Here is an 11,114-nt window from a genome sequence, read left to right on the forward strand (position 1 = left end):
GTTAATCCTCTTTAAAATAGGCGATAGCTTCAACTAGTGCCGTTTGGGGCGAGTCTAACAGTGTAATTTTATCATCAATAAGGTGCCATGCCTTTCGAATTGCTGGCTCAATTAAAGACGCCCCCCCGCCAACCAGATAAATACGATTCACATTTTTAAACTGGCTAAGTTCATCAACAACGCGTTCCCCTAATTGTTTAATCGCAGATTCAATGGTTTCTAACACTAATGGGGTTTTAGACTCATCATTGACAATTTGGCGAACAAACTGCTCGTTATGACGTTGCTTAATGAGTTCATCCGCAACAAGCGCACTGGTATCACTGGACGCCATTTTCAATGCGCTCAGTGCAGCTTGAGTGACCATTGAGACACCAATTTCAGAGTTACCATGAATGGCACTCACACCATCAAACTGCCCCACAATCACGCCCACATCCAGTGTTGTTCCTCCTAAATCAATCACCAGTGATTTTTCAAACTCACCGACATTATCATTCACTAACTGAGTTAACACGGCAGGTAAAGATTCAGGCATCACTTCGACATTCTTAATCGTAAATGTTGTTCCTTTATTCAGTTGTACGGGACGGAGGACGTTTTCAATTTTACGCTGGATATTCAATTCATTCTTTTGGCAATCAGCCGTATAAAACTCACTGATAGGTAAAGTGACAACCAAATCGACATCTTGAGGTTCAAGTCCACTGCTTAAAAGTGCATGGTGGATAGCAAGCACATTCGCATCTGTATATTGATACTCAATATGAGTCGTTCTAATCGCCTGCTCACTCACCTCATCATAAGTGAACTTTTGACCATTTAATTCATAGTTAAAAGTCCCCTTCCCGCCTAACCCTTCAATTTTCCAGCCTTTTTTAAAAGAATTCGTTGATAACTTGGTTTGAAGTTCTTGTTTATCAAACCATGCTAATTTCACATTTGTAGAACCATCATCGCAATATAATTTCATACACCCTCTCGTACAACTCAAAATGAGTATTAGAAATAATTGATTAACACTAAATTTGAGTATTTGGCTAATATTTTCCCTTTATCAAAATGAGTAACTTTTACTGAAACTCATTTTGAGTATTTTCCAACTCTAGCATTCAAAAACAACCAAATCAACATTAAAATACAATTAACAAACATCTTTTTTGAGATTGTTTTAATATTAAAACAACATCAAAATAATCATTTGACTTTATTTACAATACTTCTATTATTAAATATGAGATCAATATTAAAGTGGATGCATTATGATATTAACAATTGCGAATACAAAGGGCGGGGTAGGTAAATCTACGTTGGCTGTCAATATCGCCGTGGCCAGAGCTAGGCAAGGTAAAAAAGTCTGGCTTGTTGACGGGGATAAACAAGGTTCATCCCAAACCGCAATTTTGGTTAGATCTGAAGATGGAATAGAACCTGGTATAGCTTGTTCACATTATCCAGAAGGCCCAGTACTAAGAAGCCAAGTTCAGCTACAAAAAGATAATTATGATGATGTCATCATTGAGTGTGGAGGGCGGGACTCAACAGCAATGAGAGCAGCATTAACAATTACAGATATTTTAGTTATTCCTTCTGCTCCAGGTAGTTTTGAAGCATGGGCAATGGATGCAAATGTAGCCTTAATAAGAGAAGCTAGAAGTATCAGAGATAATTTGATTTGTTACTCATTGTTAAATAAAGGTGATACGCACGCACGTTCAACAGACAATATAGAAATGATAGAAATGATGAAAGACTACCAAGATGATATTCCTGTTCTTGATACTGTAATTTATCAAAGGAAAGCATTTGCAAATGCAGCAGGAAGCGGTAGAACCGTCGAAGAATTAAAATTAAAGAGTAGAGATAAGATAGCGATAACAGAGTTAAATAAACTTATATCAATACTATACAAATAGTAAATAGACATCCAAATGATATCATTTTAATATGAAAACAATATTAATCAAAATATAACAAGGATAATTATGACATCCACATCAAAGTTTAGAAAAAAACCTACAAATAGTACAACAGCAACTTTAAACGAAGATGCAGCAACAAGTTTTATCAATGCAGCCCCAGATGGAAAAGCAGAACAAAAAAAGGGGGTTGTTAAAGGCAAAAAACATCAGATAACTATAACAATGACACCAGAACTAATACAACAAATTGACACTGCCGCCGCAGAAAATGGTCAATCCAGAGCCGCATGGATCAATATGTCATGTATAAATACCTTAAACTATGGCTTACAAATCCAAGGAAAAAAAACATCAAGTTAACATGAAAACAAGTTAATCAAACATCATTCAAACTTTAATTTAATATTAAAACAATATTAAGATGACTATATTGAAGGTAAATGAACTCTTTAATAAAAATGTATTTAGGCCAAGGTATAATAAAAAATAACAAGCACTTATTCCTCTTAAGTACCTTGCTTCAATACGTGTTTTTTATTGTTGTTTTTTCTTTAACTCTCAATATTGTTTGTCTTGTCGTATTAAATTCACGAGCAATAGCACTAATACTGACACCGCTCTGAATACGCGCTATCACAACCTTTTTTTGTTCATCATTGAGAGTAGGGGGGCGACCAAAACGTTTCCCCTCACGTTTTGCTCTTACAATCCCAGCATGAGTCCGTTCAATCAACAGATCTCGTTCAAATTCAGCAACGGCAGAAATCACTTGCATCGTCATTTTCCCCGCAGGACTTGTCAGATCTACACCTCCGAGCGCTAAACAATGAACTTTGATATTTAGCTCTGATAGTTTTTCGACAGTTTTCCGAATATCAATTGCATTGCGACCAAGGCGATCTAACTTAGTCACAATCAGGACATCACCATACTCCATTCTATCCAGCAGACGTGAAAATCCAGGTCGGTCACTGGCAGCAACAGATCCGCTAATATGCTCTTCAATAATTCGATAAGGTTCTATCTTAAAACCTGCCGATTCAATTTCCCTTTTTTGGTTTTCTATATTTTGTTCCAACGTCGAAACCCGACAATAAGCAAAAATTCGTGACATAACGTGATTATCCATCCGAAATAGATGTCCGAATAATAGCATGTGTACGAAATAAATTAATATCATTTTCGGACACAATTATTCCCCCATGTACAAAACCGAACATTTTCGTATATTAATTTAATACGATTACTTTTCTACTTTTATTTACTTCACCATAAGTATATAGTGCAAATACATACTATGAGGGCATACTTATGAAACATAGAATCAGTGTTACTGTAGACAAAGAAAATTATCAGCTTCTTAGTGCTTCAGGCATAAATATTTCAGGCATCGTCAATGATGCTATGCGTAAAGAAGCTGATAAGTTAAAGCGTGAACGGTGGAAAGCTGATAACCGCGAAGGTATGCAGGAAGTTGCAAATTTTATTGCGCAATATGGCTCCTTTGCAGATGAAAACAGGAACTGGTGATATGCAATTCATTGTTTATGAATATAAACGAGTAAGCCATTATAAAATGTTAGTTGATGTACAGAGCGACATAGTTGATACACCAGGCCGCCGTATGGTTATCCCGTTAATTGAATCCCATAACCTGTCAGAAAAAGTAAGCCATTCCTTATTTCCAGTAGTCAACATTAATGGTAATGACTACCGTGTAATGACCACCGAGCTAACCAGTGTGTCTGAAACCATGATGGGGAACGTCACTGCTGATATCTGCACTGATGCAGATATCATAAAAAATGCCATTAATCTTATGTTCTGGGGAGTTTAAATGAAATTCTATGCCGGGATCCCAGATTTTTCGGCACTGTTTAATAAAATAATAAAGAGGAACCTTTCTCTACTCAAAGCGGATTACAAACCGAAAGCTCTGTTCACTAAATGCACTTTACCTAAAGCTATGCGATTGGAATATTGAAAAAATGAGGCCTAAAAAATCTCAAGATAAGCATCTCTTAGAAGGCTCTCCTACTATTCCCGCATCAATCCTTAGCCTCCCTATTGGTACAGAGAAAGTTGATTTGCTAGCAGGTTTATTAGTAATAACGTTAAATATTATACTTCCCTCACCAATTAATTGATGTTTTACAGGTTTACGATTAACTACATATGCACCTATCCCACCACCTTTAAATGAGTCTTTGAAGTGGTTTAATGAATTTGGTCACCTGAACAGAAGTGATATGCTCACCTCAAAACATTACAGGTGATCTGATGAGAAGACGAAGTTTCAGTGCAGAATTTAAACGGGAATCGGCTCAGTTGGTTGTTGACCAAAATTATACCGTTGCTGATGCGGCAAACGCCATGAATGTCGGGCTTTCCACTATGACCCGATGGGTAAAGCAGTTGCGGGATGAACAGGCAGGCAAAACACCGAAAGCGTCGCCCATCATGCCGGAGCAAATTGATATACGTGAGCTAAAGAAAAAAGTATAACGTATTGAAATGGAAAACGATATTCTAAAAAAGGCTACCGAGCTCTTAATGTCAGACTCCCTGAACAATTCTCGGTAATAGGAAAACTCAGAGCGCGTTATCCCGTGGCAGTTCTTTGTCGCGAGTTCGGGGTTCACCGCAGCAGCTACCAGTATCAGCAGAAGCGTCCTGCCGGACCAGATGCTGAACGACTATCTCTGCGCAGTCAGGTGCTGGAATATCATAATACCAGTCATGGTTCAGCCGGCGTGCGCAGTATTGTGTCAATGGCTGCCAATAATGGTATAAAAATGGGGCGCTGGCTGGCAGCAAAACTGATGGTGTACTTGCATATAATATACAGTGGTTTCAGGGGGAATTTTATTTTGTGTATTTGACCCTATATTTCCAGACACTTTTTATCACTTATTTCATTATGAGTTCGACGCCGCAGATACTCTCGCGGAGAACGATAACCCAGTGCACTGTGAGGATGCCATTCATTGTAATGCTCGAAGGCTGCCGCTAGATTCTTTACTGCCGTTAATCCATTAGGTTTTGGCATTAAACTTATGTAGTCTCGCTTCATGATTTTTACAAAGCTTTCTGCAATACCGTTACTTTGTGGACTACGTACCGCCGTATGTCTAGGGGATAATCCAACTTGTTTAGCGAACCACCGCGTTTCATGGGCTCGATATGCTGAACCATTATCGGTCAACCACTCTACTGACTTTGTCGGTAACCCGTTACCGAAGCGATGCTCCACTGCGCCCATCATGACATCTTGCACGGTTTCACTGTTGAAGCCTCCCGAGCTAGCCGCCCAATGCAGGGCTTCGCGATCACAACAGTCTAAAGCGAACGTGACGCGCAGTTTTTCACCATTATCACATCGGAACTCAAAACCATCTGAACACCAACGTTGGTTGCTTTCATTTACCGCCACTTTTCCTGTATGAGCTCGTTTCGAGACCGGGATTGCTGGTTTACGCTCCAACAATAATGCGGATTGCTTCATCATACGGTAAACACGTTTGGCATTAATCATTGCGATATTTTCATGCTCAGATTGCCGACGTAACATCGCCCAGACACGCCGATAGCCATACGTAGGGAGCTTATCAATTACGTTGTGTATACGAGCAAGCGCCTCGCTATCATCTTGAGGGCGGCGGCCTCGTTTATCTTTCCAATCACTTTTTCGTTTTGCTAGAACGTATAACTGCGCTCGTGACACACATAAGGTTCGGCTCACTAAGCTTATTTTCCATCCTTGGGTAATAAGGGCGCGAGCGCTATCCACTTTTTTTCACGGCCATACTCGACGGCTTCTTTAAGAAGTTCATTTTCCATTGTTTTTTTGCCGAGCAACCGCTGTAGCTCTTTAATTTGCTTTATTGCTGATGCGAGCTCAGAAGCAGGAACAACGTGTTCACCTGCTGTTACCGCGGTCAGGCTTCCTTCTTGATACTGTTTACGACAAAGGAAAAGCTGGCTTACAGCGACACCATGTTGTCGAGCAACTATGGAAACACTCATACCTGACTCAAAGCTTTGCTGAACAATGGCCATTTTTTCTTGTGGGGAATGTCGTTTTCTGCGTTCAGGACCTAATATCTCGATCATGTTATCTCCAAGAACTAGTCTAAAAACTAGTATTAAGATTATCACTAATTTAAGTGATACCAACTGTCTGGAGATCTAAGGGGTCAGTCTATTTTGGGGGGTAGTGGCATAGTTAATTTGGTCACCAACTCAGAGGGGATATCATCACCTCACAAACAGATAGGTGACAATTATGGCAAAACGTATAAGGCGGCTTTTCAGTGCTGAATTCAAACTTGAAGCGACCCAACTGGAGCTTGACCAAAACTATTCTGTGGTCGAGGCTGCCAACGCGATGGGTGTTGGTAAATCAACTATGGACAAATGGGTTCGGCAACTCAAACTAGAACGCAAAGGCATTTCACCGAAAGCGTCACCCATGACGCCTGAGCAGGTTGAAATCCGTGAATTGAAAAAGAAAATCGTGCAACTTGAAGAGCATAATGAGATCTTAAAAAAGGCTACAGCGCTGGTGATGTCCGACTCTCTGAACAATTCTCGCTGATCGAGAAACTCAGCCGGCGCTTTAGTATTAAACAACTATGTAACGTGTTCAGTGTTCATCGCAGTAGCTATCAATGCTGGCGTCACCGTGCAAAAACACCATCAACGGAACAAATTCGGCTTCGGGCCCTTGTTCGAGAAGCTCATAAAAGCAGTCACGGTTCTGCTGGTGCTCGTACTATTGCTGATATTGTATCGAAGACAAAACAGGTTCCTTTAACGCGCTATCGTGCTACTCAGATTATGAAATCACTTGGCTTGGTGAGTTGCCAAACACGGAAGCATCGATATACAAAATCAACTCAAGAGCACGTTGAAATACCGAATCATCTCAGGCGACAATTTGCGGTCACTGAGCCAAACCAAGTTTGGGTAGGTGACCACAACAGGCACATTTTTGACTTGTGTAGGCTGGGTTGATTGCCAGCACCTGACCACCACGCCAAAGCTGCTTGTACTCAAGCTGGCGACGTAGTTCATACCAGCCCTGACCAGTATCGCACGGTTCAATCCTGATTTGGCTTTGACGTTCCGCCCGTGTTGATCTGCCGTGCCTTTTGCCGACTTCGACATATTACTGACCTTCAAGCCCTCAATGACGATCATCGCGTGTTTTTTGCTGATTGTCGTGGTGACTTTGTGAAGGTAGTCGCGGCGAATGTTGGCATGCGTGAATGCAGATGCTGGATGTTTCGTTTCTGTTTCTGCCAGTTGGCGCTGAATTTAACTTTGCGACTTAGCTGCCGTTGAAGCTGTTGACTGGCGGATATATCGTGCCATCTGAAAGCGTGATATCCCCGCCCTGAAGGACGGGGTTTTACGGCGCATAGGATAACTCAACTGACGATAATCCCGCCCCTGACAGTATCCTGCAGACACATTGCCAGCTCCCCCCTGGTTAGTCTTTGCGTATGTTGGCGATATGCGAGTGCAGACGCTGGAGCTTTGCCAGCTTGTGTAGGCTTGCTTTAAAACAGTTGACACTTCACCAGTGACTTCACGGCTGTTGTGGTAACGTATCCAACCAAACTTTGGCAAGGATATACGGCTATTAGTTTGGTCGAGCTTCACTCCCAGTGGGTAACGAAATGCGTCATTTTGCCCGCGTTTTTTGAAGCGAGGGGAAAACCGTGCGTTTCTGAAAGAAATTTTTGTAGGCTCGCTCAAGGTCTTTAAGTGACTGTTGAAGCGGTTGTGATAGTGCTTCTTTTATCCATTGTGTCTCTGTGTCAGATTTCCATTCAACGAGCCATGAAGCCATTTTTGTGTAGGGAATATATTTGTTCCCTGCTTTGTGATTCTCTTTTTGAAGCCGCTAACGCCCGATTGAAAACAAAACGGGCGCTCCTGCTGCTCATTTGATCTTAATTAGAATTTGAAGGCTTGAAGTCGTTTCATGATTATCATTATACTTTGATCTATGACAAAAGATATTTGATTTGGATGCCATCGAAAAGCTACTCAGCCACTTTGCCAGCATTTGCACTGATTTTGATGTTGAACAGGCTGAAATGGATGGAGAAAGAGACCATGTTCATTTGTTGATCAACTCCCCGCCAAAGCTGGCAATATCAAATCTGGTCAACAGCCTTAAAAAGCGTCTTCAGCAGACTGCCTCGTCGTGACCGACTAGATATAGCCCGACGCTATCCCCCCCAGGAAAGTCGTGGCTTTACAGCGTGTTGGATAAAAATGCGGAGTGTTTATGTCTGGACCATAAAATGATGCGAGTTACCAAATTTTGTTTCGTCAACATCATAAACAGGATCATAATAATGGATAATAAACACACATCTATTTTTATAGTTGGAGCATTGATACCCATTTTATTAAATGGCTGCTCATCAGGAAAAAAAACTCATCTTGACCCCAAAGTTTTCCCTCCTCAACGAGAAGGAGGACCAACAATTCCGTCTCCCGATGAGCCCGGACTTCCATTGCCCGGACCAGGGGCTGCACTTTCCACAAATGCGCCAATCCCTATCCCTGTACCTGGTACTGCCCCAGCCGTCTCTTTAATGAATATGGATGGCTCAGTTCTAACAATGTGGAGCCGCGGAGCTGGTTCATCATTATGGGCGTATTATATCAGCGATTCCAATTCATTCGGAGAACTACGTAATTGGCAGATTATTACAGGAACCAGACCAAATACAATACAGTTTCGTAATGCAGATGTTGGTACTTGTATGACAACCTTCCCGAGATTCAAAGGAGGAGTGCAACTTTCTACTGCACCTTGCCAATTTGGATCACAACGCTTCGATTTCCAGCCAATGGCAACACACAATGGTAATTACCAGTTAAAATCTTTATCTACAGGTTTATGCATCAGAGCAAATTTTTTAGGAAGAACCCCCTCATCTCCATACGCAACAACATTAACAATGGAGCGTTGCCCCTCAAGTGGAGAGAAAAACTTTAAATTTATGTGGTCAATAAGCGAACCATTAAGACCGGCTCTAGCCACTATTGCTAAGCCAGAAATACGCCCATTTCCACCACAGCTAATAGAACTAGATTAGCATTCAACTGGAGGAGAACAATGATAAAATATATTATATCTCTGATAGTGTTTTTATCGTTTTACGCTCAAGCAGATTTAACTGATTTTCGTGTTGCTACTTGGAATCTTCAAGGAGCATCAGCGACTACTGAAAGTAAATGGAATATAAATGTCCGGCAATTAATTTCGGGTGAAAATGCCGTAGACATTTTAGCTATACAAGAGGCAGGTTCCCCACCATCAACTGCTGTAGATACAGGGAGAGTTATTCATTCCCCAGGAATTCCTATCCGAGAGCTTATCTGGAACTTATCTACAAATAGTAGACCAGAGCAAGTATATATATATTTTTCTGCTGTTGATGCCCTTGGAGGAAGGGTTAATCTTGCTCTGATTAGCAATCGGCGAGCCGATGAAGTGTTTGTTCTGAGCCCAGTAAGGCAAGGAGGACGACCGTTGCTTGGTATACGAATTGGTAATGATGCTTTTTTCACTGCACATGCAATAGCTACGCGAAACAATGATGCACCTGCTCTTGTTGAAGAGGTATATAACTTCTTCCGCGACAGCAGAGATCCACTACACCAAGCTCTTAACTGGATGATTCTTGGTGATTTCAACCGTGAACCGGATGATTTAGAGATGAACCTTACCGTTCCTGTAAGAAATGCATCTGAAATTATTTTCCCTGCAGCAGCAACACAAACCAGTCAACGAACATTAGATTATGCTGTAGCAGGAAACGCTGTAGCCTTTAGACCATTACCGCTACAAGCTGGAATTGTGTATGGAGCCAGAAGGACTCAGATATCTTCAGATCATTACCCTGTTGGCGTATTCAGAAGGTAAGAGAGGTTATCATAATGAAAAGATTAGCGATTATTTTTACTGTACTACTAATGGCAGGGTGTTCTTCATCACAGGAAGCAGCCAATAATCTGATAGATGAAGAATTAGGAAAAGAAAATAATTCTCTATTTACATTCCGCAATATTCAAAGTGGTCAGATGCTTCATAACAGCTTAGATCTGCATGGCAAAGAAACCACTGGATGGGAAGTAGTACCAGTAAAAACACCCGCTGAAGCTCTTGTTACCGATCAAAGCGGGTGGATAATGATTCGAACACCAAATACAGACCAATGTTTAGGAACTCCTGATGGAAGAAATCGGCTAAAAATGACGTGTAATCCAACAGATAAGAAAACTCTGTTTTCATTCATACCGTCAACAACAGGGGCGGTACAAATCAAAAGTGTTCTATCCGAACGTTGTTTCTTAGATAGTAAAAATAGCGGGCTAAGTTTTGAAACAGGGGAATGTATTGCTGACATAAAAAAACCATTTGAAGTTGTACCACAGAGCCATTTGTGGATGTTGAATCCATTAAATACTGAGTCCCCCGTTATTTAACCTCATCATTGCCCGGCATTTCGCCGGGCACATAAAAAGCATTATCGTATTGACATCCTAACCTCAATAAATAACAGAGTTTTACGGATCATTGGATAATAGATAAGTTACAGGGATCTTTCTGTGGATGCTTTATCCTCTCGGGATAAAGCATTTAGTGAGAGCTAGAAAAAAGAAAGCCCCGTTAGTTGTTTTTTAAGTTCAACCAACGAGACAAGACTCTTTACTTAGCAATGAAGATTTTGCCTTCTAAGAAGTAGGAGGCAAGGAAAATGACTAAGTACGCCCTGATAGGGCGAATTGCCGTTTGTTTAACGGTACTGTGTTTTTCTTTGTTAATGCGCGATAAACTCTAGTGGGAATACAGTTGTTTAGGCTAGTCTTTCTTACGAAGAACGGTGATTCCTAGCGGGGATTTTCTTCCCCCGAATTTTCTCTTTTCCGTGTAGAGTTTTAGGTCTCAAGCACTCTTTTATTTTCGTTATTATTTGATCTTGGCTCATGTATATACGCTTTAATATGATACTTATAGGGCTCTTTTAAGTACGAAATAAAGTTAATTATTTTCTTATTATTATGAGCTTGAATACCCTAACCTGCAAACCAGATAGAGCCTTTACCTCGATTAATCTGGTCAATCGTCTGAATCAGTTCACCACATATAGCCACTCTCAAATA

10 protein-coding genes and 4 pseudogenes are annotated in these 11,114 nt (G+C 40.9%); 10 read left to right on the forward strand and 4 right to left on the reverse strand.

The genetic code is table 11. The features are described 5' to 3' along the window. Window position 1: 1 nt before the first annotated feature. Window positions 2–973: a plasmid segregation protein ParM domain-containing protein gene (gene parM / locus M5X66_RS18495; RefSeq protein WP_036954423.1), complete on the reverse strand. Its 972-nt coding sequence runs from the start codon at window positions 971–973 to the stop codon at window positions 2–4. Between the two features lie 289 nt (window positions 974–1,262). Here parM and M5X66_RS18500 point away from each other — a divergent pair, with 289 nt between their 5' ends. Then, window positions 1,263–1,916 (forward strand): AAA family ATPase, encoded by a 654-nt coding sequence (locus M5X66_RS18500; RefSeq protein WP_036954426.1) that lies wholly within the window; start codon window positions 1,263–1,265, stop codon window positions 1,914–1,916. Between the two features lie 69 nt (window positions 1,917–1,985). Further along, window positions 1,986–2,282 (forward strand): hypothetical protein, encoded by a 297-nt coding sequence (locus M5X66_RS18505; RefSeq protein ID WP_071992167.1) that lies wholly within the window; start codon window positions 1,986–1,988, stop codon window positions 2,280–2,282. A 160-nt stretch (window positions 2,283–2,442) separates the two neighbouring features. Here the strand turns inward: M5X66_RS18505 and M5X66_RS18510 are convergent, their stop codons facing one another. Further along, on the reverse strand, window positions 2,443–3,036 hold the full coding sequence (locus tag M5X66_RS18510; RefSeq protein ID WP_036954428.1) for a recombinase family protein: 594 nt from the start codon (window positions 3,034–3,036) through the stop codon (window positions 2,443–2,445). A gap of 197 nt (window positions 3,037–3,233) precedes the next feature. On the opposite strand from M5X66_RS18510, the gene ccdA reads away from it, so the two are divergent. The 3 genes and pseudogenes from ccdA to M5X66_RS18525 all read left to right on the forward strand — a co-directional run. Further along, window positions 3,234–3,452 (forward strand): type II toxin-antitoxin system antitoxin CcdA, encoded by a 219-nt coding sequence (gene ccdA, locus M5X66_RS18515; protein ID WP_036954430.1) that lies wholly within the window; start codon window positions 3,234–3,236, stop codon window positions 3,450–3,452. Window position 3,453: 1 nt separating this feature from the next. Beyond that, on the forward strand, window positions 3,454–3,759 hold the full coding sequence (ccdB, locus tag M5X66_RS18520) for a type II toxin-antitoxin system toxin CcdB (RefSeq protein ID WP_036954433.1): 306 nt from the start codon (window positions 3,454–3,456) through the stop codon (window positions 3,757–3,759). A gap of 443 nt (window positions 3,760–4,202) precedes the next feature. Then, a pseudogene (locus M5X66_RS18525) lies at window positions 4,203–4,765 on the forward strand (transposase); the annotation flags it as partial. A gap of 41 nt (window positions 4,766–4,806) precedes the next feature. Here M5X66_RS18525 and M5X66_RS18530 read toward each other — a convergent pair. Then, window positions 4,807–6,035, reverse strand: a protein-coding gene (locus M5X66_RS18530) for an IS3 family transposase (RefSeq protein ID WP_154635825.1) whose coding sequence is annotated in 2 segments (ribosomal slippage) — window positions 4,807–5,720 and window positions 5,720–6,035 — 1,230 coding nt in all. Because the reading frame shifts where the segments join, the coding sequence is not laid out codon by codon here. A gap of 172 nt (window positions 6,036–6,207) precedes the next feature. Between M5X66_RS18530 and M5X66_RS18535 the strand changes: the two are divergent. Beyond that, window positions 6,208–6,899 (forward strand): annotated as a pseudogene (locus M5X66_RS18535) (transposase); the annotation flags it as partial. On the opposite strand, the pseudogene M5X66_RS18540 reads toward M5X66_RS18535, so the two are convergent. Then, a pseudogene (locus M5X66_RS18540) lies at window positions 6,886–7,916 on the reverse strand (RNA-guided endonuclease InsQ/TnpB family protein); the annotation flags it as partial. The pseudogenes M5X66_RS18535 and M5X66_RS18540 overlap by 14 nt on opposite strands. 50 nt (window positions 7,917–7,966) lie before the next feature. Between M5X66_RS18540 and M5X66_RS18545 the strand changes: the two are divergent. The 4 genes and pseudogenes from M5X66_RS18545 to M5X66_RS18560 form a co-directional block, all read left to right on the forward strand. After that, window positions 7,967–8,113, forward strand: a pseudogene (locus M5X66_RS18545) (transposase); the annotation flags it as partial. A gap of 180 nt (window positions 8,114–8,293) precedes the next feature. Next, a complete protein-coding gene (locus tag M5X66_RS18550; protein WP_036954445.1) occupies window positions 8,294–9,043 on the forward strand; it encodes a cytolethal distending toxin subunit A/C in 750 nt (249 codons plus the stop codon). Window positions 9,044–9,063: 20 nt separating this feature from the next. Then, window positions 9,064–9,873, forward strand: coding sequence for a cytolethal distending toxin nuclease subunit CdtB (locus tag M5X66_RS18555; protein ID WP_080675667.1), 810 nt, complete (start codon window positions 9,064–9,066; stop codon window positions 9,871–9,873). A 14-nt stretch (window positions 9,874–9,887) separates the two neighbouring features. Next, the gene (locus M5X66_RS18560) at window positions 9,888–10,436 is read left to right on the forward strand and encodes a toxin (protein ID WP_270104051.1); all 549 of its coding nucleotides are present in this window, start codon (window positions 9,888–9,890) and stop codon (window positions 10,434–10,436) included. Window positions 10,437–11,114 lie beyond the last annotated feature (678 nt).

This window comes from Providencia sp. PROV188, from assembly GCF_027595165.1.
Taxonomy (GTDB): Bacteria; Pseudomonadota; Gammaproteobacteria; order Enterobacterales; family Enterobacteriaceae; genus Providencia; species Providencia lanzhouensis.

What these genes read in the sequence shown, in the direction of transcription:
- ccdA (WP_036954430.1), top strand. Translation starts at nt 3,234, where the DNA reads ATGAAACATAGAATCAGTGTTACTGTAGACAAAGAAAATTATCAGCTT.
- M5X66_RS18505 (WP_071992167.1), top strand. Translation starts at nt 1,986, where the DNA reads ATGACATCCACATCAAAGTTTAGAAAAAAACCTACAAATAGTACAACA.
- M5X66_RS18500 (WP_036954426.1), top strand. Translation starts at nt 1,263, where the DNA reads ATGATATTAACAATTGCGAATACAAAGGGCGGGGTAGGTAAATCTACG.
- M5X66_RS18560 (WP_270104051.1), top strand. Translation starts at nt 9,888, where the DNA reads ATGAAAAGATTAGCGATTATTTTTACTGTACTACTAATGGCAGGGTGT.
- M5X66_RS18555 (WP_080675667.1), top strand. Translation starts at nt 9,064, where the DNA reads ATGATAAAATATATTATATCTCTGATAGTGTTTTTATCGTTTTACGCT.
- ccdB (WP_036954433.1), top strand. Translation starts at nt 3,454, where the DNA reads ATGCAATTCATTGTTTATGAATATAAACGAGTAAGCCATTATAAAATG.
- M5X66_RS18510 (WP_036954428.1), bottom strand. Translation starts at nt 3,036, where the DNA reads ATGTCACGAATTTTTGCTTATTGTCGGGTTTCGACGTTGGAACAAAAT.
- M5X66_RS18550 (WP_036954445.1), top strand. Translation starts at nt 8,294, where the DNA reads ATGGATAATAAACACACATCTATTTTTATAGTTGGAGCATTGATACCC.
- parM (WP_036954423.1), bottom strand. Translation starts at nt 973, where the DNA reads ATGAAATTATATTGCGATGATGGTTCTACAAATGTGAAATTAGCATGG.